Source organism: Lysobacter sp. F6437, from assembly GCF_052547215.1.
Map to the genome: position 1 here is coordinate 134727 of NZ_JBQWRB010000002.1, position 22116 is coordinate 156842.

At 71.2% G+C, this 22116-nt stretch carries 18 protein-coding genes; 6 read left to right on the forward strand and 12 right to left on the reverse strand.

Translation table 11 applies throughout. From position 1 onward, the window contains the following. The first annotated feature begins 2 nt into the window (after positions 1-2). Positions 3-3971 (forward strand): translocation/assembly module TamB domain-containing protein, encoded by a 3969-nt coding sequence (locus ACT9F5_RS09085; protein ID WP_445119624.1) that lies wholly within the window; start codon positions 3-5, stop codon positions 3969-3971. Positions 3972-4000: 29 nt separating this feature from the next. Here ACT9F5_RS09085 and ACT9F5_RS09090 read toward each other — a convergent pair whose 3' ends face one another. Both ACT9F5_RS09090 and ACT9F5_RS09095 read right to left on the reverse strand, forming a co-directional pair. Then, complete coding sequence (locus ACT9F5_RS09090) at positions 4001-5653, reverse strand: Na+/H+ antiporter (RefSeq protein WP_445119625.1); 1653 nt, start codon at positions 5651-5653, stop codon at positions 4001-4003. A 117-nt stretch (positions 5654-5770) separates the two neighbouring features. After that, positions 5771-6781, reverse strand: coding sequence for an SDR family oxidoreductase (locus ACT9F5_RS09095; protein WP_445119626.1), 1011 nt, complete (start codon positions 6779-6781; stop codon positions 5771-5773). Between the two features lie 188 nt (positions 6782-6969). Here ACT9F5_RS09095 and ACT9F5_RS09100 point away from each other — a divergent pair, with 188 nt between their 5' ends. The 3 genes from ACT9F5_RS09100 to ACT9F5_RS09110 all read left to right on the forward strand — a co-directional run bounded on the left by ACT9F5_RS09100 (position 6970) and on the right by ACT9F5_RS09110 (position 8539). Continuing rightward, positions 6970-7668, forward strand: a complete 699-nt coding sequence (locus ACT9F5_RS09100) for an RNA polymerase sigma factor (RefSeq protein WP_445119627.1) — start codon at positions 6970-6972, stop codon at positions 7666-7668. A 63-nt stretch (positions 7669-7731) separates the two neighbouring features. Further along, positions 7732-8073 (forward strand): hypothetical protein, encoded by a 342-nt coding sequence (locus tag ACT9F5_RS09105; protein ID WP_445119628.1) that lies wholly within the window; start codon positions 7732-7734, stop codon positions 8071-8073. 13 nt (positions 8074-8086) lie between these two features. After that, entirely contained in the window at positions 8087-8539 is a 453-nt protein-coding gene (locus tag ACT9F5_RS09110; RefSeq protein ID WP_445119629.1) for a DUF2231 domain-containing protein, read from the forward strand. A gap of 21 nt (positions 8540-8560) precedes the next feature. Here the strand turns inward: ACT9F5_RS09110 and ACT9F5_RS09115 are convergent, their stop codons facing one another. The 3 genes from ACT9F5_RS09115 to ACT9F5_RS09125 form a co-directional block, all read right to left on the reverse strand. Beyond that, entirely contained in the window at positions 8561-9877 is a 1317-nt protein-coding gene (locus ACT9F5_RS09115; RefSeq protein WP_445119630.1) for a sialidase family protein, read from the reverse strand. Positions 9878-10008: 131 nt separating this feature from the next. After that, a complete protein-coding gene (mnmG, locus tag ACT9F5_RS09120) occupies positions 10009-11898 on the reverse strand; it encodes a tRNA uridine-5-carboxymethylaminomethyl(34) synthesis enzyme MnmG (RefSeq protein WP_445119631.1) in 1890 nt (629 codons plus the stop codon). Between the two features lie 575 nt (positions 11899-12473). Then, positions 12474-13010: a hypothetical protein gene (locus ACT9F5_RS09125; RefSeq protein WP_445119632.1), complete on the reverse strand. Its 537-nt coding sequence runs from the start codon at positions 13008-13010 to the stop codon at positions 12474-12476. A 201-nt stretch (positions 13011-13211) separates the two neighbouring features. Here ACT9F5_RS09125 and ACT9F5_RS09130 point away from each other — a divergent pair, with 201 nt between their 5' ends. Beyond that, positions 13212-14186: a pyridoxal-phosphate dependent enzyme gene (locus ACT9F5_RS09130; protein ID WP_445119837.1), complete on the forward strand. Its 975-nt coding sequence runs from the start codon at positions 13212-13214 to the stop codon at positions 14184-14186. 26 nt (positions 14187-14212) lie between these two features. On the opposite strand, the gene ACT9F5_RS09135 is transcribed toward ACT9F5_RS09130, so the two are convergent. From ACT9F5_RS09135 to bioB, 6 genes are all read right to left on the reverse strand, one after another. Beyond that, positions 14213-14911 (reverse strand): hypothetical protein, encoded by a 699-nt coding sequence (locus ACT9F5_RS09135; RefSeq protein ID WP_445119633.1) that lies wholly within the window; start codon positions 14909-14911, stop codon positions 14213-14215. 85 nt (positions 14912-14996) lie between these two features. Beyond that, a complete protein-coding gene (locus ACT9F5_RS09140) occupies positions 14997-16007 on the reverse strand; it encodes a multidrug resistance efflux transporter family protein (RefSeq protein ID WP_445119634.1) in 1011 nt (336 codons plus the stop codon). Between the two features lie 43 nt (positions 16008-16050). Then, on the reverse strand, positions 16051-16971 hold the full coding sequence (gene bioC / locus ACT9F5_RS09145) for a malonyl-ACP O-methyltransferase BioC (protein WP_445119635.1): 921 nt from the start codon (positions 16969-16971) through the stop codon (positions 16051-16053). Then, on the reverse strand, positions 16968-17786 hold the full coding sequence (gene bioH, locus ACT9F5_RS09150; RefSeq protein WP_445119636.1) for a pimeloyl-ACP methyl ester esterase BioH: 819 nt from the start codon (positions 17784-17786) through the stop codon (positions 16968-16970). Before bioH ends, bioC begins: the two co-directional genes overlap by 4 nt. Before the next feature lie 35 nt (positions 17787-17821). After that, complete coding sequence (gene bioF / locus ACT9F5_RS09155; protein WP_445119637.1) at positions 17822-19042, reverse strand: 8-amino-7-oxononanoate synthase; 1221 nt, start codon at positions 19040-19042, stop codon at positions 17822-17824. Positions 19043-19044: 2 nt separating this feature from the next. After that, positions 19045-20166, reverse strand: coding sequence for a biotin synthase BioB (gene bioB / locus ACT9F5_RS09160; RefSeq protein ID WP_445119638.1), 1122 nt, complete (start codon positions 20164-20166; stop codon positions 19045-19047). A 49-nt stretch (positions 20167-20215) separates the two neighbouring features. On the opposite strand from bioB, the gene ACT9F5_RS09165 reads away from it, so the two are divergent. Beyond that, a complete protein-coding gene (locus ACT9F5_RS09165) occupies positions 20216-21016 on the forward strand; it encodes a double zinc ribbon domain-containing protein (RefSeq protein ID WP_445119639.1) in 801 nt (266 codons plus the stop codon). A gap of 123 nt (positions 21017-21139) precedes the next feature. Here ACT9F5_RS09165 and ubiA read toward each other — a convergent pair whose 3' ends face one another. Next, the gene (gene ubiA, locus ACT9F5_RS09170) at positions 21140-22036 is read right to left on the reverse strand and encodes a 4-hydroxybenzoate octaprenyltransferase (protein ID WP_445119640.1); all 897 of its coding nucleotides are present in this window, start codon (positions 22034-22036) and stop codon (positions 21140-21142) included. Positions 22037-22116: the final 80 nt, after the last annotated feature.

Here is a 22116-nt window from a genome sequence, read left to right on the forward strand (position 1 = left end):
CGATGGCACCGAGCCTCCGTCAAATCCGTTTCCGCCGCCGGCACATCGACCCGGATCTGACGCCCGAGGAGCGCGAGGAGCGCATCAAGGAGTTGCGGCGCAAGCGCGAGGCGCGGCTGCGCGTGCTCGCCGTGCGCAGCGTGCTGCTGGCCGGCGCGCTGGTGCTGGCGGTGGTGCTGCTGGGCTACTGGTTGCTGACGACGATCGGCGGCCGCGACTTCCTGCTGGCCCAGATCGTCGCGCGGCTGCCGGCCGAGGCCGAACTGAGCTGGTCGCGCGCCGAAGGCCCGGCGTCGGGGCCGCTGACCCTGTTCGACGTGCGCTTCACCCTGCCGCGCCAGCGCGACCCGACCTGCGTGCCAACCGACACCGCGACCTGCGCGACCGGCACCATCGTGTTCACCGCGCGCGAGGCCATGATCGACCCGGCGATCCGGCCGCTGCTGGGCCGCCGCCTGCGGCTAGACGCCTTGCAGCTGACCGATGCGACGCTCGAGCTGCCCGAATCCGATGCGCCCTTCGAATTGCCGCGCTGGCCCGACTCCTTGCCGCAGATCGCGCCGCCGCTGGCGTTGCAGGCCGATGATGTGCGGATCGACGGCTTGCGCGTGTCCAGCGCCGGCGCGCCACTGATCGACATCGTCCATCTGCGTGGCGGCCTGCTTGCCGACACTGGCGAGCTGCACGTCGAGCAACTGCTGGTCGACAGCGATCGCGGTCGCTTCAACGTAAACGGCGACTACGCACCGGGCGACAACTACCGCACCGACCTGGTCGCGACCGCGGTGCTGCCGGCGGCCAACGCACGCACGCCGCCGCGGCTGGGCTTCGTGGCGCGCGGCGACCTCGCGCGGATGGATGTCGCCGTGGCCGGCAACGCCCCCGGACCCCTGCGCGCGACGCTGGTGTTGCGGGAGAACGAGACCGACAACGACCGACCGCGCTGGCAGTTGCGCGCCAAGGCCGACGCGCTCGATGTCGGCCTGCTCACCGACCCCGCGGCCACGCCCACCGACACGCCGCTCTCGTTCCAGCTGCAGGCCGACGGCATCGGCGGCGACGCGACCCTCAGCGGCGACGCGCAACAGGGCGATCTCACAGCGACGGTGTTGCCGTCGAAAGTGCACGTCGAAGCCCAGGTGCTGCGGGTCGAGCCGTTGCAACTGCGGGTGTTCGACGGTCAGGTTCGACTGCGCGGCCACGCCGATTTCAACGACCCGGGCAACGCCACGTTCCGCTTCGCCGCCAACGCCCGCGACCTGCAATGGGGCGGCGCGACCGCGACCGGTGCCGCGCCCACTCCGGTCATCGAAGCCGATGGCGACTTCGGCCTCGCCGGCACCATGCAGGCCTGGGCGCTGGTCGGCCGCGCGACCCTCGCCCGCGATGGCCAGCAGGCCGACCTCACGCTCGACGGCCGCGGCGATGCCGAGCGCATGCAGCTCAAGACGCTGCACGTGCAGATGCCGACCGGCACCCTCGACGCCACCGGCGCGGTGGCCTGGGCCCCGGCGCTCGGCTGGGATGTCGACGCGCAACTCGCCGGCTTCGACCCGGGTTACTTCGCTGCCGGCTGGGACGGCGCGGTCAACGGCGACATCACCAGCAGCGGCCAGACCCGCGCCGACGGCGGCCTCGACATCAACGCCGACGTCACCGACCTCGGCGGTCGCCTGCGCGGGCGCCCGCTGGACGGCAACGCCAACTTCGCCATGCACGCCGCCGCGCCATCGGGCGGCACCACCATCTACGAGGGTGAGGTCGCGCTGAGCCTCGGCGGCAGCCGGATCGATGCCGAAGGCCGCATCGACGACCGGCTCGACATCGACGCACGCTTCGCACCGTTGCAACTGGCCGACCTGTTGCCCGATGCCGGCGGCACCCTGCGCGGCACATTGCGATTGGAAGGACCGCGCAGCGCGCCCGACATCGCCGCCGCCCTCGATGGCAGCGCGATCCGCTACGGCGACTACTCGGCCGACTCGCTTGCGATCAACGGAGAGCTGCCGTGGTCGCGCGGCGACGGCGCGATGACGGTGGACGCCACCGGACTGGTTGCCGGCGTCGCGCTCGACCGCCTCGACATCGACGCGCGCGGCGCGGTCGAAGACCTGCGTGTCGATGCCCAGGCGCAGGGTGAGATCGGCAGCCTCGATCTCGCCGGCAACGTCGCCCGCCGCGGCAACCGCTGGAACGGCACCCTCGCCAGCCTGCAACTGGAGCCGCAACGCGGGGCGGACTGGCATCTGCAGCAACCCGCGGCGTTCGGCTGGGCCAGCGGATCCGCCACCCTCGACGATTTCTGCCTCGCCTCCAGCGCCGGCGGGTCGCTGTGCGCGGACGCCGACTGGCCGCGCCGCGGCGTCAGCATCAACGGCCAGGGCCTGCCGCTGTCGCTCGCCAGCGCCTACCTGCCCGAACGGGACGGCCGCGCGTGGCTGCTGCGCGGCGAACTGGCCATCGACGCCCAACTGCGCCCGCAGGGCAACGGCTGGGTCGGGCAGGCGCGCGTCGCCTCGGCCAGCGGCGGGCTCAAGTTCAGCGAGCGCGCACGCCGCGAGCTGCTGCGCTACGACGACCTGCTGCTGCAGGCGAACTTCCGCCCGCAGGGCATCGAGGCCACGCTCGGCACGGTGTTCAACGACGACGGCCGCATCGATGCGCGCATCACCACCGGCTGGGACGCCTACGCGCCGCTCGACGGCGAGCTCGCGTTCGATACCGACGAACTGACCTGGATCGAGCTGTTCTCGGCCGACATCGTCGAGCCGACCGGCCGCCTGTCCGGCCGCATCGCGCTGGGCGGCACGCGCGCACAGCCGCGGCTCGGCGGGCAGGCGCAGCTGGCGGAGTTCGAGACCGGCATTCCGTCGCTGGCGATCGCGCTGCACGATGGCAACCTGCAGCTCAACGCCCTGCCCGACGGCAGCGCGCGGATCAGCGGCAGCGTGCGGTCGAGCTCGGCCGCCGGCAATCCCGACAGCGGCGTGCTCAACATCGACGGGACTCTCGGCTGGCAAGGCGATGACACCCCGCTGGTGCTCAACCTGCGCGGCACCGACGTGCTGGTGTCCGACACCCCCGACCTGCGCGCGATCGCCAGCCCCGACCTGCAGGTCAGCTACCGCGCCGGCGAGCCGCTGCAACTCACCGGCGAGATCGCCGTGCCCGAGGCGCTGATCAACCTGGAGGGCCTCGACGGCGGCGTCTCGGCCTCGCCCGACGTGGTCGTGCTCGACCCGGTCGATCCCGACGCCGGCCCCGCCGCGCCACTGTCGATGGATCTTGCGATCGTGGTCGGCGACGACGTGCGCATGAACGGCTTCGGCCTCACCGGCAGCCTCGGCGGCCGGCTGCAGATCCGCGCCCGCCCCGGCCGCGAGATGATCGCCACCGGCAACCTCGACGTCGGCGGCGAGTACACCGCCTACGGCCAGGACCTGACCATCACCCGCGGCCGGCTGAGCTGGTCGGCCGACCCGATCGGCGATCCGATCATCAACCTGCGCGCCGAACGCGAGATCGGCGAGGTCACCGCCGGCGTCGATGTCAGCGGCCGCGCCAGCGCGCCGCAGGCCGAGGTCTGGTCGAACCCGGCCAGCTCGCAGTCCGAGGCGCTCGCCTACCTCACCCTCGGCCGTCCGCTGTCGACCCTGAGCGGCAGCGAGCGCGGCCAGCTAAACGCGGCCAGCGCCGCGCTGACCGCCGGTGGCAGCCTGCTGGCCGGGCAGCTGGGCGCGAAGATCGGCCTCGACGACGCCGGCGTCATGCAGAGCCGCGCGCTTGGCGGCAGCGTGTTCGGGGTCGGCAAGCAGATCTCGCCGCGGCTGTATGTCGGCTACGGCGTGTCGCTGCTTGGTACCGGCTCGGTGCTGACGCTGAAGTACCTGCTCGACCACGGTTTCGACATCGAGATCGAATCGAGCTCGATCGAGAACCGCGGCTCGGTCAACTGGCGCAAGGAGAAGTAGTCCAGGCCGGGGCCGCTGGCCGCCGTGCCTCAGTGCCCCGCCTTGCCCAGCAGGCTCGCCTCCATCAGATCGAGTTCGCGCACCAGCTTCTGGTGCACGATGTCGTCGATCGCGAACGCGCGGCGCAACTTGTACAGCTCGTCGCGCTCGGCCTCCAGCGCGACCAGCCGCAACCGGCGCTCGGCTTCGGCGACGCGCTGCATGTCCTCGGCGTTCTCGCCGCTGAGGTCGCCGTAGTCGAGGTGGCGCTGGTAGACGTCGCGCAGCACCATCGCCGCTTCCGAGCGCGCCGCCGTGTCACGCGCGTCGTCCAGCGGCTCTGCCAGGACCTTGTCGATCCGCCGCAGCGCCGCCTCCGACGCCGCCACGCGCGCGTTGGCCTCGGTGTCCTTGCGCTCCGGCTCCGGCAGTACCTCGGTAAGCCCCCGCGTCAGCAGCGGCAAGCCGACGCTGGCGATGGTCAGCGACAGCAGGATCACGCCCATCGCCAGGAAGATCGCGACGTCGCGTGCCGGGAACGCGCTGCCATCGGGCATCAGCAGCGGCAGGGTCAGGATGCCGGCCAGGGTGATCGCGCCGCGCACGCCGGCGGTGGCGATGATCGCCAGCAAGCGGGTCTGCGGCATCACCGTGTCCTCGCCGCGCCAGGCCGCGCGGAACACGGTCAGGCGGATCGCGACCCACACCCAGGCGAAGCGCATCGCGCCCAGCGCCAGGGTGATCACCACCACGTAGCCGAGCAGGTGCCAGACATCGTTGCCGCTGCCGGTGGCCTCGGCGGCCTCGGGCAGGCGCCGCAACATGCGCGGCAACTGCTCGCCGAGCAGCACGAAGATGATGCCGTTGAGCGCGGTCTGCACCGTGTCCCAGACCGCGCCGCGCTGCATCCGGGTCGACGCCAGCGGCCGGCCCGACAACTCGCCGTAATGCATCGCGATGCCGGCCACCGCCGCGGCGAGGATGCCGGAGACATGCACGTGCTCGGCCGCGAGGTAGGCCGCGAACGGGATCAACAGGCTGACCAGGATCTGGATGCCCGGGTCCTCGCCGCCGCGCCGCACCAGCAGCCGGTTGAGCCGGCCGATCACGAAGGTCACCGCGACGCCGACCACCAGCCCGCCACCGGCGACCATCAGGAAACTCACCGACGCATTGGCCGGCGAGAACGTGCCGGTCAGCGCCGCGGTCACCGCGAAGCTGAAGCACACCAGGCCGGTTGCGTCGTTGAGCAGCGACTCGCCCTCGAGGATGTGCATCAACCGCGACGGCAACGGTGAATTAGCGGTCACCGCGCTCACCGCGACCGGGTCGGTCGGCGACAGGATCGCGGCCAGCGCGAACGCCACCGCCAGCGGCACCGCCGGCACCAGCCACCAGATGAACCAGCCCATGCCGATCACGGTCAGCACCACCAGCCCGATCGCCAGCGCGAGGATCGGCTTCCAGTCGCGGAAGAACGCGCCCTTGGGGATGCGCCAGCCATCGAGGAACAGCAGCGGTGGGATGAACAGCAACAGGAACAGGTGCGGCTCGAAGTCGACATCGAAACCCAGCGTCGCCAGCCCCGCGCCGATCGCGATCTGCAGCAGCGGCAGCGGCACCTTGAACGGCAGCAGGCGGGCGATGAAACCGCTGACGACCACCGCCAGCAGGAATACCAGGACCATCGTGACTACGGGCATGCGCGTACCACGGGAACAGCGGGGGATGCCCTATTTTTACCCGGATGGACGCTCCGTGCGTATTGCGCCTGCTCGGTCCTGACCCTGCAATTGCCGGCGCATGGCCGGCTTCATCGCCTATCCGCGCGGTCCGCCCATCGCCGGCAGGATCACGCCGTTGACATAGGACGCGCACACCTTCGACGCCAGGAACACGTAGGCCGGGGACATTTCCTCGGGTTGCGCGGGACGGCCCATGTCGCTGTCCTTGCCGAACTCGGCGACTTTTTCCGCGGGGCGGTCGGCCGGGTTCAGCGGCGTCCACACCGGCCCCGGCGCGACCGCGTTGACCCGGATGCCGCGATCGAGAAGATGGCTGGCCAGCGACTTGGTAAAGGCGTGGATCGCGCCCTTGGTCGCCGAGTAGTCGAGCAGTTGCGCGCTGCCGAACAACGCCACTTCCGAGCCGGTGTTGACGATGCTGCCGCCCGGCGGCATGTGCGGGACCGCCGCGCGCGCCAGCTTGAAGTAGCCGCCGATGTTGGTCTGCACGGTCTCTTCCCACTGCGCGTCGGTGATGTCCTCGATGCGCTCGGCGTGCTGCTGGAAGGCGGCGTTGTTGACCAGTACGTCGAGCCGGCCGAACGCTTTCAGCACCTGCCTGACCGCTTTCTCGCAGAACGCGGTCTTCTTGACGTCGCCGGCGATGACGATGCAACGGCGACCTTCGTCTTCGACCGCCACGCGGGTGGCCTCGGCGTCCTCCGGTTCGGCCAGGTGCAGCACCGCGACGTCGCAGCCCTCGCGTGCGAACAGCACCGCGACCGCGCGGCCGATGCCGGAGTCGGCACCGGTAACGATCGCGGCCATGCCGTCGAGCTTGCCGCTGCCCTTGTAGTCGGGTGCGAGGTAGCGCGGCTGCAACTCCAGGTCGTGCTCGTAGCCGGGCTTCTCCAGGTGCTGCGCCGGCAGCGGATTCTTCGGCTGCTTGCGCGGACCGGTCTGCACCGGCTTCTTCTTCGCGGCCTTGGACTTGCCGGGCTTCGCGTCGATCTTCTGCTGGATCGAGCGCTGGCGGGCAACGGTGGCACCGGTGGGTTTGGCGGCGGCACGCTTGCCGGCCTTGCTTGCGCTCTTGCGGGTGGCCATGGGGGACCCTCGTGTGGATTGCGGCCAGCACAGCAGGCCAGCCGTTGCCCGCGCGTGACCGCGACGGCAACACGGCGTGAGCGCCCGGGTCGGCGTCCCATGGCCAAAGCGCCGGGCCGCCGGATCGGGACCATACTCGGCGGGAACCTCCCGCGCGCTGGCGCATCCGATGGGTATGGAGGGCACCGATGAGCCGATCACCGATCAACACCGTCGCCGATTACGCGTCGCTGGACGACGTGGCGCTGGCGGGGCTGGCACAGGCCGGCGAGCGCGAGGCGTTCCGCCACATCATGCAGCGCTGCAACCAGCGCCTGTTCCGGATCGCGCGCGGCGTAACCGGTGACGATGCCGAGGCCGAGGACGTGGTGCAGGCGTCCTACGCGCGCGCATTCGAGAAGCTGCACGGCTTTCGCGGCGACGCCAGCCTGGCGACGTGGATGACCCGGATCGTGCTCAACGAGGCCTACGGCCGCCTGCGCCAGCGGCGCCCGACGGTGCCGGTCGAGGCGATCGAGGTGGCGCAACTCGATGGTGGCCGGGTGGTTCCGTTTCCCTCCCGCTACGGCAACGAGGACCCCGCCGCGGGTGCGGCGCGGGCGCAGATCCGCGGGCTGATCGAGCATGCGGTCGATGCACTGCCCGAGGATTTCCGGGTGGTGTTCGTGCTGCGCGAGATCGAGCAGTGCAGCGTCGAGGAAACCGCACGCACGCTGGAACTCAAGCCCGAGACGGTCAAGACCCGCCTGCATCGCGCGCGACGGTTGCTGCGCAGTGCCCTGCAGGACAGCGTCGCGGCCAGCCTTGGCGATGCGTTCCCGTTCCTCGGCGCGCGCTGCGAGCGCATGACCGAGGCGGTGCTGGCGCGGCTGGGCCGCCTGCGCTGAGCAGGCGCAGCCGCGCACTCCATGCAAGCCGTTACATCCATCCACAACCAAGAGGGGTTCGACATGCTTGTCACTTATGCGGTCATTATTTTCGCGATCGCCGCGCTCGGCGGGCTGTTCCTGGCCAGTTACGTGCTGCGCGGCAGGCTGGCGCCGTGGGCGGTGTCGATCCTGCATGCGTTGCTCGGCGCGGCCGGGTTGGTGGTGCTGGTCCTCGCGGTGCTGCAGGGCGGCAGCGGTCGCGTCACGGCGGCGCTCGGGCTGCTGGTGGTCGCCGCGCTGGGCGGGTTCTACCTGGCCTCGTTGCACATGCGCGGCACGGTCGCGCCCAAGGGCGTGGTGTTCCTGCATGCCGGGTTGGCGGTGGCCGGGTTCCTGACCCTGCTCACCGTCATCGTGATGTAGCCGGCGGCGCGCGATGAATCCTCCGTTGCGTCATCCGTTGCACCCCGCCCTCGTGCACTTCCCGATCGCCTGCTGGTCGCTGGCGACGCTCGCCGACATCGCCAGCCTGTGGCTGGGGCAGCCGGCATGGTGGCTGGCCGGCGTACTGATGGCGATCGGCACGCTGGCCGCGCTGGCGGCGATGGGCGCGGGATTGTTCGAGCTGGTGAAGATCGGCGCGGCGGATCCGGCGCTGCGGGTCGCGCGCTGGCACATGCTGGCGGCGATGGCGGCGTGGTTGGCCTACGCGGCGAGCCTGCTGTTGCGACTGGACCTGCCGCTGGACGGGACGCCGCTGGCGGCGCCGGGTGCACTGGAGATCGGCCTGAGCGTGGTCGGTTTCAGCTGCCTGGCGGTCGCCGGTACGCTCGGCGGGACGCTGGTCTACGGGCACGGAGTCGGTGTGCGACGCGAGCCGGGTCGCTAGCTGCGCTATCCGCGCGCCCCGCTACTCGCTGCGTTCGGAATTGCGCAACACCGCGCCCTGCAGCCTCGGCTCGCCATCGACGACATCGGTCCATGCGACGCGGACGGTCCCGTCGGCGAGCGCCAGTTGCGGGAAGCCGGTGCCGCGGCCGCGACCCTGCAGGTGGGCGAGCTCGATGCGTTGCAACTGGTGCGACAGGTCCGGCGTGTAGCGGGCCAGTTGCAGCGTCTGGCCGGCGTCGTCCTCGCGGATCCACAGCACCCACGCCGCGTCGGCGCCGATGGCGACATCGACACGGCCCTGCACCGCCGCGCCGGCATCGACTTCGACCGGCGTGGCGAAGTGGTCGCCGACGTCGAGCGAGCGCGCGATCTTCAGCGTCGGTGTGTCGTTGGCGGCGGTGTACCAGCCGACCAGCACGATGTCGTCGCGGGCGTCGACCGCCGGGCCGTTGACCGGGCATGCCGGCATCGTCCAGTGGTCGACGTGGACCGGGGCCGGGTCGCTCCAGCGGTTGCCATCGAAACGGGTCACCACGATGTCGCGGACTTCTTCCTCAGTGCGGTCGCGGTAGACCACCAGCGGACCACGCGCGGTCATCGCGACATCGGTCTGGCAGCAGTCGCAGGTCGCGGCGTCGAGCATGCTTTCGCCACTGCGCAGGAGGCCGGCATCGAAGCGCGCGGCGCGCAGGGTCATGCTGCCGCCGCCGTGGCCGGCATGCGCGTCATGGCCGCCATGACCGCTTGCGGCCGCGGTTTCGCGGCCATCGAGCCAGGCGATGCCGAGGCTGTCGCTGGAAGCCGGCCACAACGACACGAAGCCGTGCTCGGTCGGAGTGCCGTCGTCGTTGACCCGCAGCGGCTCGGACCAGCTGGCGCCGTCGTCGTCCGAGCGCACCAGCACGACGTCGTAGGCGTAGGGCGCGTCCGCCGACTGCTGCAGCCAGTGCGCCCACAACGCGCCGTCGGCGGTCGTGGCCAGGTGCGGGGTGTCTGCCCAGTTGACGAACCAGTCGTCACCGCGCGCGATGGTTTGCGCGGCGCTCCACTGGCCATCGACGAAGCGCGAAAAGCGCAGGGCATGGCCGTCGGCATCGGGGTTGATCCACGACAGCAGCAGGCTGCCGTCGGCGGCAGCGACCAGATCGGGCTGGGCGGCGTTGGCCGGGGACGGAAGCGACCACGGTTCGACGCGGTAGGCGGGCGTTGCCGCGGCGGCGGGCGCGTCCACGGCAACGCCCGGGGCGCCTGCGGTGCGGTTGGCATCATCCGGCGCCGCGGCCGGTTGGCAGGCAGCGAGGACAACGACCAGGGCAACGACGATAAGGGTGCGCATCGATACAGCCTAGCGCGTGGTACGGCGCGGTTGCAGGAGCGGCTTCAGCCGCGATCTGGAGTCGGCACGGGCGGACGACTTCCGATCGCGGCTGAAGCCGCTCCTACGAAGGGCAGAAGCGCCCTCGCCGCTCAGGCCACGCGGCTGCGGCGCTGGCGGGTCAGGTGCACCAGCAGCAGCGAGATCGCCGCCGGGGTCATGCCGGGGATGCGCTGGGCCTGGCCGATGGTCTGCGGGCGAACCTGGGCGAGCTTGCCGGCGAGCTCCAGCGACAGGCCGTGGACGAGGCCGTAGTCGAACTCGGCCGGGATCGCGGTGGTCTCATGGCGCTGCTGGCGGGCGATCTCGTCGTTCTGGCGGTCGAGGTAGCCGGCGTACTTGACCCCGATCTCGACCTGTTCGGCGACCGTCGGGTCGGCGACCGCGGGGCCGAGCGACGGCACGGCGAGCAACCGTGCGTAGTCAAGCTCGGGCCGCTTCAGCAGGTCACGGGCGCTGCCCTCGCGGCTGGGCTCGATGCCAAGGTGCGCGGCGATCTCGCGGCCAAGGGTGTTGTTCGGCGAGACCCGGATCGCGCCGAGCCGGGTGTTCTCGGCCTCGATCGCCTCGCGCTTGGCCTCGAACGCGGCAAAGCGGGCGTCGTCGACCAGCCCGAGCCCGCGCCCGACCGGGGTCAGCCGCAGGTCGGCGTTGTCCTCGCGCAGCTGCAGGCGGTACTCGGCGCGCGAGGTGAACATGCGGTATGGCTCGGTGGTGCCGTGGGTGATCAGGTCGTCGACCAGCACGCCGAGGTAGGCCTGGTCGCGGCGCGGGCTCCAGCCATCGCACCCTTGCACCTGGCGCGCGGCGTTGAGGCCGGCCAGCAGGCCCTGCGCGGCGGCCTCCTCGTAACCGGTGGTGCCGTTGATCTGGCCGGCGAAGAACAGGCCTTCGACCGCCTTGGTCTCCAGCGTCGCCTTGAGTCCGCGCGGGTCGAAGAAGTCGTACTCGATCGCGTAGCCGGCGCGGGTGATGTGGGCCTGCTCGAAGCCGCGGATGCTGCGCACCAGCTCCAATTGCACGTCGAACGGCAGCGAGGTCGAGATGCCGTTGGGGTAGATCTCGGCGACGCCGAGGCCTTCGGGCTCGACGAAGATCTGGTGGCTGGCCTTCTCGGCGAAGCGCACCACCTTGTCCTCGATCGACGGGCAGTAGCGCGGGCCGATGCCCTCGATCTGGCCGGTGTACAGCGGCGAACGGTCGAGCGCGGCGCGGATGATCTCGTGGGTGCGCTCGCAGGTATCGGTGATCCAGCACGAGACCTGTCGCGGGTGGTCGGCGTGCGAACCCATGAACGAGAACACCGGGCGCGGGTCGTCGCCGGGCTGCTCGCGCATCACGCTGTAGTCGAGCGAACGGCCGTCGATCCGCGGCGGGGTGCCAGTCTTGAGGCGGTCGACCACGAACGGGCCGTCGCGCAATTTTGCCGCCAGCGTCTGCGCCGGCGGGTCGCCCGCACGGCCGGCGGCGTAGGTGGTCTGGCCGACGTGGACCTTGCCGGCGAGGAAGGTGCCGGCGGTCAGCACCACCGCCGGCGCGTGGAAGCGCAGCCCGGTCTGGGTGGTGACGCCGCCGACCTTGCCGTCGTCGAAATCGATGTCGTCGACCGCGGCCTGGAACACGGTCAGGCCCGGCTGGTTCTCGACCGCCCGGCGCACGAACGCGCGGTACAGGTTCCGGTCGGCCTGGCAGCGGGTCGCGCGCACCGCCGGGCCCTTGCTCGCGTTCAAGCGCCGCCACTGGATGCCGGCGGCGTCGGCGGCGTGCGCCATGACCCCGCCCAGCGCATCGATCTCCCTGACCAGGTGTCCCTTGCCGATCCCGCCGATCGCCGGGTTGCAGCTCATCGCGCCGACGGTCTCGATGTTGTGGGTCAGCAGCAGCGTGCGCGCACCGGCGCGCGCGGCCGACAGCGCAGCCTCGGTACCGGCGTGGCCGCCGCCGACCACGATCACGTCGTATTGGTAGAAGTTCGGGATCATTTCAGCAGCCCATTGCAGGCGGGAATTCTACGCCGATCAGGCACTTGCAGTTGGCGGGGGACGGGGTCCCAGCCACCCGGTCCACTGGACGCGTGAAGACGGCGTCAACCTTGGCACGCTTCATGCGTTACTTCCCATGCACCCGGCAGGGCAGGCGCAAAGCGCCGGTTGGTATTGGAACAGGGGCCGACCAAGCGCCTGCCGGGGAAGCACAGGGACCGAATGTCGGGGGACATTCGGTCCCTTTTTTTTGCCGCGGGAGTAACGGCGACCTGAACCGGGGCCGTCATCACGTTCCGCGCGAGACCCTCGTCCAGGGCGGTCTCGACCCGCGGCTCCGCGCCGCCCTCCAGGGTCTCGACGACCCGCGCCACGCACCGCCCTCCGGATACGCGAAAGCCCCGCGTGGCGGGGCTTTCGGTATGGGCGCCGGCGTCCGACGGGGACGGAACAGGGGGGATCCGGGATTCCTCGTCGGACACCGACATTGAAGCGGCAACCCGATTACGTCGCAATGCGACGCATCCTGTCAATACCCGCGACTCGCCGTCAGACGAACGGCAGGTATCGGGTGATCACCGCTCGTCGGTCTCCACCTGGCGGGCGGCGCCCGACCTGGCGCGCTGCATGACCCGCTCCATCCGCGAACCCCCATTGTTGCTGCGCGCCCGCACCGGAGTGGCGGGTCGCGTGGCCGGCCGCACCGGCACCGCCATCGGCCGGCGCTGGACGACCGGCGAGCGTTCGATCCGCTCGCGCTTCAACCGCTCGTAATCGCGCCACGGCGCCTTCTGGTCGTCGTCGCGGTCCTGGTGGTGGTCGTTGTCGCCATCCGGGCGCGGGCGGACCACCACCGGCGGGCGGTAATAGCCGTACGGGTAACCATGGCGGTAGCCGCCGTAGTAGTACGGATAGCCACGGCGGTAGTAGTAGCTGTTGCCGTAGTAACCGTTGTAGTAGCCGGCAGGCGCGCTGTGATGGCGGTAATCGACGCCGGGCTGGCCGTAGTAGTAGTCGCCACGGTCCTGGCGATAGCTATAGCCGCCGGTCATGCAGCCGCCCAGCAGGGCCACCGCGATCGCGGGCAGAAGTAGTTTTCGGATCATCGTCATGTCAGGAACCCCCCGGGTCATGCGGTCATCGTCGGACCGAGGCATTGAACTCGCGCTTAATTTGCAGTATTGCACGACCTCCGCAGCTGACCCGTTCAGCTAGCCGGGACGGCGTTGCCCGCAGGTCGCGGCTGGCGCAAATCGCCGGGGCCACGACCGCTGCGCTACGCTTCAACGATGCCCGCTGCCGCCCTCGATGCCATGCCGACCCACGCCCCCGCCGAGCAGGTCGGTTTCGACGATGTGCTGGGCGCCGCCGCGCGGATCGCGCCGCACGCCCACGCGACCCCGGTGCTGCGCTCGCGGACGCTGGATGCGCTGGCCGGCTGCGAGTTGCATTTCAAGGCCGAGCACCTGCAGCGCAGCGGCGCGTTCAAGTTCCGCGGCGCCTGCAATGCGGTCTGGTCGCTGGACGACGCGCACGCGGCGCGTGGCGTGGTCACCCATTCCTCCGGCAACCACGGCGGCGCATTGGCGCTGGCCGCGCGCACCCGCCGGATCGGTTGCCACGTGGTGGTGCCCGAGGGCGCGGTCGCGGCCAAGCTGGCGGCCATCGCCGCCTACGGCGCGACCCTGCACCGCTGCGAGCCGACGATCGACGCGCGCGAGGCGATGTGCGAACAGGTCCGCCAGGCCACCAGTGCCGAACTGGTCCATCCCTATACCGACCCGCGGGTGGTCGCCGGCCAGGGCACCGCGGTGCTGGAACTGCTGTCGGGGCCGGCCGCCTTCGACGCGGTGGTGGTCCCGGTCGGTGGCGGCGGACTCGCCAGCGGCAGCGCGATCACCCTGGCTGCCCGCGCGCCCGGTACCCGGCTGTGGCTGGCAGAACCGGCCGGCGCGGCCGAAACCGCGGCGTCGCTGCAGCGTGGAGAGCGGGTCACCGGGTTCGTCCCGGACACGATCTGCGACGGCCTGCGCGGCACCCTCGGCGCGCCCAATTTCGAACTGCTGCGCCGGCACGCGCCGGGCGCACTGGTGGTCGACGACGACGCCACCGTGCACGCGATGCGGCTGATCTGGCGCCACTGCAAGCAACTGGTCGAACCGTCCTCGGCGATCGCACTGGCGGTGGTGCTGGCCAACCCGGCGCAGTTCGCCGGGCAACGCGTCGGGATCGTGCTGTCCGGCGGCAACGTCGACCTTGGCAGTCTGCCGGGGTTGTTCGCGAGCTGACGTCCGAGCGGGATGGGCGCGCGACGCTATCGCACCACCGGCGTCGCGACCACGGCATCATCGACCAGCCGCTGCAGGCCGTCGCCCAGCAGCAGCCGGGTCACGCCGGCACGCTCGGACAATGGCCGCTGGTGCAGGACGTCGAGCAGCATCGCCACCGAGTCGCAACGCGCGGCGTGGTCGTTGCCGTCGAGGCCGGCGGTGAAGCCGTCATTGAGCAGGGCGGCACGCACGCCGGCGGATTTCAGTGCCTGCCGTGCGGCGGCGCTGTCGTAGGCCTGCGGCGGGTTCTGCATCGCGGCGACGAAGACCCCGGCGACGGCATTGGCGAAGCGTTCCTGGCTGGCCTGGCCGAGCCGGGAGGCGATCGCGTTGAGGCCGGCCAGGCTGCGGTCGGCCGCGGGATCGAACAGCCGGCACAGCACCTGTGCGTCGGCCGGGTCGCGACTGCTCGCATGCATTGCCTGGAACAGCCGGTCGATCGCGGGGTCGGGTGCGCGCGCCAGCAGCTCGGTGCCGTCGGCGACCAGGACCGCCGGGTCGAAGCCCCACTGCTCGATCATCGTGCCGGGCGGCGCCGGTGCCGGTGCCGATGTGGATTGCGGCTGCGGCGCGGCCTGCGCCCCGGCCGTCGCGAACTCCGACAGGCATCCGGCCAACAGCATCACCGCGAGTGCGGCCGATGACGGGAAAGCTCGGTTTGCGGTCGGGATCGACGTTGGCATGGGCGACTCGAAGCGCGAGGATCCACGTCGAATCTAGTCAACAGCGGCTGAACACCATGTCTGCAATGACCCGCCGCTGCGTCGTTCAGGCACCGCGTTCGCTGCGCAGGTCCTGGGTCGCGCGGTGGTCGCCGGCGACCGCGCGCGCCGCGATCCAGCTGAAGGCGACGATACCGACCATGACGACCAGCGCGCCCCACAGCGCGCGGCCCTGCGGCCAGTGCTCGCCGAGCAGCAGCACACCAAGCGCGGTCGCGAACAGGATTTCGGCGGCCTGCATCGCCTCGGCCGCGGCCAGCGCAGTGGGCTGGTTGCGGACCATCCCGGTGGCCTGGAAGAACAGCACGGTGGCGATGATCCCGGCGCCCAGCGCGACCCCGCCGGCAAACCACAGCTGGTCCAGCGACGGTGCGCCGCCGTCGATCCCGGCAAACAGCGCCAGCACCAGCCACAACGGCTGGCTGGCCAGGGTCAGCCCGAACACACGCTGGGTCGCATTGAGTTCCGGGCCTTCACCGGGATGGCGCTCCAGGTGCAGCAGCAGGCCGCGGTTGCCGAGCGGGTAGGCCACCGCGGCGACCGCGACACAGGCCAGCGCGATCCAGCCGGCGCGGTCGAGATCGCCACCGCCGACGCCAAACTGCATCAGCAACACCCCGGCCACCACCACCAACCCGGCCGCCAGCGCCGGCAGCGGGATCCGCGCGCGCGCATCGTCGTACAGGAATGGCGCGCACAGCATCCCGGCGACCACGGTCAGCTGGAAGGTGCCGGCGACCAGCCACGACGGCCCGCTCGACGCCGCATAGCTGAGGCACGCGTAGAACAGCCCGAAACCGACCGCGCTCCAGCCCAGCCACGGCCACGGGTGCGCGCGGATCGCGCGCCATACCGGAGCCACCCCGCCCTGCCAATGCATCAGCGGCAACATCAGTGGCAGCGTGATCAGGTACCGCAGCGCGGCCGCCCAGGCCCAGTGCCCGCCGCCGGTGGCGGCGGCACGGTTGAGCACGTAGGTGCAGGTGAAGAACAACGCCGACAGCAGCGCGATCGCGACGGCCAGCAGGGTTCGGTTGCGATGGGCGTGGTCGGGCATGGCTGCGAATCTACGCCGGCGGGGCCATGCGCGTCTTGGCCGGCTAGCGTTGGCGCACGCGGATGCTGGTGGCCGGTACGTGGACCTCGTCGACGCCGCCGACCCGGATCGGCGCGCCCGGCGGCGGGCCCCAGGCGTGGGCGTAGATCACTTCCCAGGTCGCCGGCAGCCGGCCGTCCGAACGCATGGCCTCGTATGCCTGCGCGGCCCGGGCGAAGCGGGCACGACCGGTGAGGCTGCGGCGGCGGGTGGCCATCGCGTTGGTCGCGCCGATCGCGCGCAACTCGCGCATCAGGTGGGCCAGGTCGGGGTGGCCGAGGCGGAACTCGTCGCGGTCGAGCACCGGATCCTTGAAGCCGGAAGCGATGAGCGCGTCGCCAAACTGGGCGATCGCCGGGAACAGGCTGACATGCGGCGCCTCGTCGGCGGCGGCGAAGGCCTCGCGAAGCTCCCACAACGTGGCGGGACCGAAGGTCGAGACCAGCAGCAGGCCGCCGGGTTTGAGCACGCGCCGGAAACCGGCGAACACCGCCGGCAGGTCCTCGACCCACTGCAGGCACAGGTTGGAATGCAGCACGTCGACGCTGCCGTCGCGCAGCGGCAGCGCGCGGGCGTCGGCGCAGACCGGCACGGGGCGACGCGTGAACGGATTGAGCCGGTTGGCCAGGCCGGCGCCCGCGGCATTGCGGCGGGTCTCAGCCAGCATTCCCGGGGCGAGGTCGAGCGCCAGCACCTGGGCTTTCGGCCAGCGCTTCTGCATCAGCGCGCTGGCGTGGCCGGGACCGCAACCCAGGTCGACCACCACTTCGGGCGGCGCACGCCCGTGGGCCGGATCGTCGAGGTAGTCGAGCGATTCCATCAACCGCGCGCCAACCTCGCGCTGCAGCGCCGCGGCAGAGTCGTAGCCGCTCGCCGCGCGTGAGAACGAACGTCGGACCTGACGGTGGTCGAACAGGGCGGTCATTGCTGCTTCGCTCCCTCTCCCGCTTGCGGGAGAGGGCTGGGGTGAGGGCACACGACGTCCATGAACGCATCGATCTCGGCGACCACCGCCTCGGTCGCGCCGAGGAACGGTGCGTGGCCGGCGCCGTCGATCACCACGCTGCGCGCATCCGGCGCGAGCGCGGCGGCGGCCGGCATCGCGCCGGCCGGGACCAGCCGGTCGCGGCGGCCCGACAGCCAAAGGCTCGGGACCTGCAGGCCGGGCAATTCGCCGCGCAGGTCGAGCCGGTCGAGCAGCGCCAGCCCCTCCTGCAACGCGCGCGGCGCCGGCTCGCCACGCTCGAACGCCTGCGCCCGCAGCTTGCGCAGCTCGTCCTGCGCACTGCTGGAACCGAGCGCCTCCAGCGCGAGGAAACCCTCGAGCGTGCCGCGGAAATCACGCTGCAGCGCCTCGCCGAAATCGCGGAACAACGTGGTGCCGACACCGTGCGGCCAGCCGCCGGCATCGTCACGGACGAACCGCGGCGACGACGCGATCATGATCAATCCACGCACGCTATCGGGGTGGTCGAGCGCCGCTCGCAACGCGAACTGCCCCCCCAGCGACCAGCCCAGCCAGACCGCATCGGGCACGCGCTCGACCAGCTGCGCCGCCAGCGGATCCGGCTGCAACGCGCTGTCGTCATCGCGCGCATGGCCATGCCCGGGCAGGTCGACGACATGCACGGTGTAGCGCCCGGCCAGGCGATCGACCAGCGGCGCGAACAGGCCGCCATGCATTGCCCAACCGTGGACGAGTGCCAGCGCCGGCCCCTGTCCGTGCGTTTCGATGAACATCCGGGCGACCTGCTATGCGAACCGGCGGTGCCGGCTCATGCCGGGGTCCCGGCGTTGATCCGCGCCATCCGCGCCTCGGCCTCGGCGCGATCGCGCGCGAACTGCAGCATGTTGACCAGCCCGTCGATGTCGGCCGGGGTGTGCAGCGCCGACAGTGTGATCCGCAATCGCGCGCGGCCTTCCGGCACGGTCGGCGGGCGGATCGGGGCGACCCAGAAGCCACGCGACTCGAGGGTCGCGGCCATCGACAGCGCGCGCGCGTCGTCGCCGACCAGCAGCGGCTGGATCGGGGTGTCCGACGGCAGCAGCACCAGCCCGGCAGCCTTGGCCCGGTGGCGGAAATGCCCGACCAGCTCGGTGAGCTTTTCGCGGCGCCAGTGTTCGGTCCGGGCCAGCTTGACCGCGGCCAGGCTGGCGGCGGCCTGCGCCGGAGGCAACGCGGTAGTGTAGATGTACGGGCGTGCGGTCTCGGCCAGGTGACCGATCAGTTCGTCGTCGCCCAGCACCGCCGCCCCGTAACCGCCGAGCGCCTTGCCGAGCGTCGCCAGTTGCAGCGGCGCCTCGCGCACGCCGAGATTCGCGGCCGCCACGCAACCGCGGCCATCGGGCCCGACCACGCCGACGCCGTGGGCGTCGTCGACATACAGCAGCGCCTTCTGCACCCGCGCCACCACCGCCAGCTCGCGCAGCGGGGCGAGGTCGCCGTCCATGCTGAATACACCGTCGGTGGCGAGCATCGCCAAACCCGCGGGCATGCTGCGCAGCTGCCGGATCGCGCCTTCGGGATCGTTGTGCGGGTAGCGGCGCAGGCGGCAACCGGCCAGCCGCGCGGCGTCGATCAGGCTGGCGTGATTGAGCCGGTCCTGGACGCAGATGTCCTCGTCGCCGAGCAGGGCCTGGATCACCGCGAGGTTGGCCAGGAACCCACTGCCGAACAGCAGCGCGCGCGGCGTGCCGAGCCAGTCGGCCAGCTCCTTCTCGAGCGCGTCGTGCAGCGCGTGGTGGCCGCAGACCAGGTGCGAGCCGAGCCCGCCGGCACCCTCGCGCGAAGCGGCGTCCTGCAGCGCGCCGACGACGGCGAAGTGCTGCGACAGGCCGAGGTAGTCGTTGCCGCAGAAATTCAGCAGGCGCCGGCCGTCGAGCTCGCAATGGGCGCCTTCGCGGTGCTCGACCACGCGGCGCACGCGGCGCCGCGAGGCGGCCTCGCGCAACCCGCGAGCGGTCTGGATCCGCTCACGCCAGGATGGGCGGGCCACGATCAGGCCACGCGGGCGGCGCGATCGGCATCCGTGCCGTTGGCGACGCGGCGTTCGCCGCAGCCGGGTTCGGGATGATTCGATTCAATGATATCGGCGTGCACGGTGCTTCCCCCCTGGGTGTGCGCGGTGTCGACAACCTGCATCGGACGCAGGCCCAACCGTGCGAACAATGCCAGATCGCGCTCGGTGTCGGGGTTGCCAGTCGTCAACAATTTCTCGCCGTAGAAGATCGAATTGGCGCCGCCGAGGAAGCACAGCGCCTGCAGCTCGTCGCTCATCTCCTGGCGGCCGGCCGACAGCCGCACCATCGAACGCGGCATCAGCAGCCGGGCGACGGCGATCGTGCGGACGAACTCGAACGGGTCCAGTTCGGCCAGGTCGGCGTCGTCAGCCAGTGGCGTGCCCTCGACCTTGACCAGCCGGTTGATCGGCACCGAATCCGGGTGCGCCGGCAGGTTGGCCAGGGTCTGCAGCAGGCCGGCGCGCTGCTCGCGGGTCTCGCCCATGCCGACGATGCCGCCGCTGCAGGTCTTCATGCCGACGTCGCGGACGTGCTCGAGGGTATCGAGGCGGTCCTGGAACTCGCGGGTGTGGATGATCTCGTTGTAGAACTCGGGCGCGGTGTCGAGGTTGTGGTTGTAGTAGTCCAGCCCGGCCTCGCGCAGCGACTTGGCCTGGTCGCCGCTGAGCATTCCAAGAGTCGCGCAGGTCTCCAGCCCGAGCGCCTTGACCCCGGCGATCATCGCCGCGACCTTCGGGATGTCGCGGTCGGCCGGCGAGCGCCACGCCGCGCCCATGCAGAAGCGGCTGGCGCCGGCGGCCTTGGCCTGGCGCGCTTTCTCCAGCACCGCCTCGGTGCCCATCAGCTTCTGCGCCTCGACCCCGGTGTGGTAGCGCTGCGCCTGCGGGCAGTAGCTGCAGTCCTCGGGGCAGCCGCCGGTCTTGACCGACAGCAGGGTGCTGACCTGGACCTCGGCCGGGTCGAAATGCTCGCGATGGACGCTGGCGGCGCGGTGCAGCAGCTCCGGGAACGGCAGGTCGAACAGGGCGCGCACCTCGGCCCGCGACCAGTCGTGGCGGAGCGTGGTGGTCGAGGCAGGTGTTTGGCTGACGGCAGGCATGGGACTTTTCCGACGGACACGGGCAGGCAAGAGCGGCAGTCTGGAAAGCATGGCCGGGACTGTCAACCAAACCGGGGCCCTGCTGGTTGACGGCGAGGCACCTCACGGCCCTCCGGGGCGCGGCCAATCGGGCCAGCGCCCGCCGGGGCCGCCGCTGGCCCGCTGGCTGTGGCCTCCGCGCTGTCTGGTCTGCCGCGGTCGCGGGGCCCGCGGGCTGGACCTGTGCCAGGCCTGTGCCGACGCGTTGCCGTGGCTGGGCGCGGGCTGCATCCGGTGCGCGATCCCGTTGCCCGGGGCGACGCCCGGCCCGGCCACTGTTTGCGGCGCCTGCCTGCAGCACCCGCCGCCACTGGCCGAAACCCACGCCGCCTGCCTCTACGGCGCGCCGCTGGACCGGCTGCTGCCGCGCTTCAAGTTCCACCACGACCTCGCCGTCGGGCGCCTGCTTGCGCAGCTGATGGCGCACGCGTTCGCATCGCTCCCGGATGGCTGGCCACAACCGGCGGCGGTGCTGCCGATCCCGCTGCATCCGCGACGCCTGCGCCAGCGCGGCTACGACCAGGCACTGGAACTGGCCCGGCCATTGGCCCGCGCGCTGCAACTCCCACTGCTCACCGGCGCCCTGGCCCGGGCCCGCGATACCGCGCCGCAGTCGCGGCTGCAAGCCACCCAGCGCCAGCGCAACCTGAAGGACGCGTTCCGGATTGACCAAGGCACCGCCCTGCCCGCGCACGTGGTCTTGGTCGACGACGTCATGACCACCGGGGCGACCCTGCACGCCGCCGCCGATGCGTTGCAGCGTGCCGGCGTGGCGCGGGTCGATGCATGGATATGCGCGCGGGTGCCGTAGCGCGGCGGCCCCCGCTTTTCGTAGGAGCGGCTTCAGCCGCGATCTGGAGTCGGCATGGGCGAACGATTCCCGATCGCGGCTGAAGCCGCTCCCACAGTCAAAGGACGTCCGGTCGCACGACCGCTATCGCAGCGCGTAATCCAGCGCGATGCCGGCGAACAGCGCCAGCCCGACCCAATGGTTGTGCAGGAACGCGCGGAAGCACGGCCCGCGCTCGCGCTTGCGGGCGATCCAGAACTCCCAGCCGACCAGCACCAGCGCCACGGCCCAGCCGGCCCAGTAGTACCCGCCCAGCTCGGCCCGCTGGCCGACCAGCGCCAGCGTGGTGAAGGTCAGCGCATACAGCAGCCCCTGCGCCACCAGGTCCATCTCGCCGAACAGGATCGCGGTCGAGCGGGCACCGATCCTGAGATCGTCCTCGCGGTCGACCATCGCGTACCAGGTGTCGTATGCGGTCGCCCACAGGATGTTGGCGATGTACAGCAGCCAGGCCAGCGCCGGCACTTCGCCGGTGACCGCGGCGAAGCCCATCGGGATGCCCCAGCCGAACGCCATCCCGAGGTAGACCTGCGGCAGGTAGGTGTAACGCTTGAGATAAGGATAGCTGGCCGCCAGCAGCACGCCGATGAAACTCATCAAAACCGTCAGCCGGTTCATCGTCAGCACCAGCGCGAACGCCGCCAGCATCAGCACCGCGAACACCGCCAGCGCCTCGCGGCCGCGGACCGCGCCGGTCGCCAGCGGGCGGCCCTTGGTGCGTTCGACGTGCGGATCGAGCCAGCGGTCGGCGTAGTCGTTGATCACGCAGCCGGCCGAGCGGGTCAGCCAGACCCCGGCGCTGAATACGAACAGGGTCCAGAGCGGCGGCACCCCTTCAGCGGCAAGCCACAACCCCCACCAGGTCGGCCACAACAACAGCAGCCAGCCGATCGGCCGGTCGCCGCGCACGAGTTGCCAGTACAGCGCCAGCCGGGTCTTCCACGCCGGCGCGCCGGGCGACTCGAAACGTTCGTAGCTCATGGGCAAAGTCTAAAGGACGCCCGCTTGGCCACGCGGACTGCATCGGCGCCGCGTTTGCCGCTAGAATGCCCACCCGCGCG

Coding starts and splice junctions, on each gene's coding strand:
- ACT9F5_RS09085 (WP_445119624.1), top strand. CDS start 3: ATGGCACCGAGCCTCCGTCAAATCCGTTTCCGCCGCCGGCACATCGAC.
- bioB (WP_445119638.1), bottom strand. CDS start 20,166: ATGCCTGCCGTCAGCCAAACACCTGCCTCGACCACCACGCTCCGCCAC.
- bioH (WP_445119636.1), bottom strand. CDS start 17,786: ATGTTCATCGAAACGCACGGACAGGGGCCGGCGCTGGCACTCGTCCAC.
- ACT9F5_RS09115 (WP_445119630.1), bottom strand. CDS start 9,877: ATGCGCACCCTTATCGTCGTTGCCCTGGTCGTTGTCCTCGCTGCCTGC.
- bioC (WP_445119635.1), bottom strand. CDS start 16,971: ATGACCGCCCTGTTCGACCACCGTCAGGTCCGACGTTCGTTCTCACGC.
- ACT9F5_RS09165 (WP_445119639.1), top strand. CDS start 20,216: ATGGCCGGGACTGTCAACCAAACCGGGGCCCTGCTGGTTGACGGCGAG.
- ACT9F5_RS09140 (WP_445119634.1), bottom strand. CDS start 16,007: ATGCCCGACCACGCCCATCGCAACCGAACCCTGCTGGCCGTCGCGATC.
- ubiA (WP_445119640.1), bottom strand. CDS start 22,036: ATGAGCTACGAACGTTTCGAGTCGCCCGGCGCGCCGGCGTGGAAGACC.
- ACT9F5_RS09095 (WP_445119626.1), bottom strand. CDS start 6,781: ATGGCCACCCGCAAGAGCGCAAGCAAGGCCGGCAAGCGTGCCGCCGCC.
- ACT9F5_RS09105 (WP_445119628.1), top strand. CDS start 7,732: ATGCTTGTCACTTATGCGGTCATTATTTTCGCGATCGCCGCGCTCGGC.
- mnmG (WP_445119631.1), bottom strand. CDS start 11,898: ATGATCCCGAACTTCTACCAATACGACGTGATCGTGGTCGGCGGCGGC.
- ACT9F5_RS09135 (WP_445119633.1), bottom strand. CDS start 14,911: ATGCCAACGTCGATCCCGACCGCAAACCGAGCTTTCCCGTCATCGGCC.
- ACT9F5_RS09125 (WP_445119632.1), bottom strand. CDS start 13,010: ATGACGATGATCCGAAAACTACTTCTGCCCGCGATCGCGGTGGCCCTG.
- ACT9F5_RS09110 (WP_445119629.1), top strand. CDS start 8,087: ATGAATCCTCCGTTGCGTCATCCGTTGCACCCCGCCCTCGTGCACTTC.
- ACT9F5_RS09100 (WP_445119627.1), top strand. CDS start 6,970: ATGAGCCGATCACCGATCAACACCGTCGCCGATTACGCGTCGCTGGAC.
- ACT9F5_RS09090 (WP_445119625.1), bottom strand. CDS start 5,653: ATGCCCGTAGTCACGATGGTCCTGGTATTCCTGCTGGCGGTGGTCGTC.
- ACT9F5_RS09130 (WP_445119837.1), top strand. CDS start 13,212: ATGCCGACCCACGCCCCCGCCGAGCAGGTCGGTTTCGACGATGTGCTG.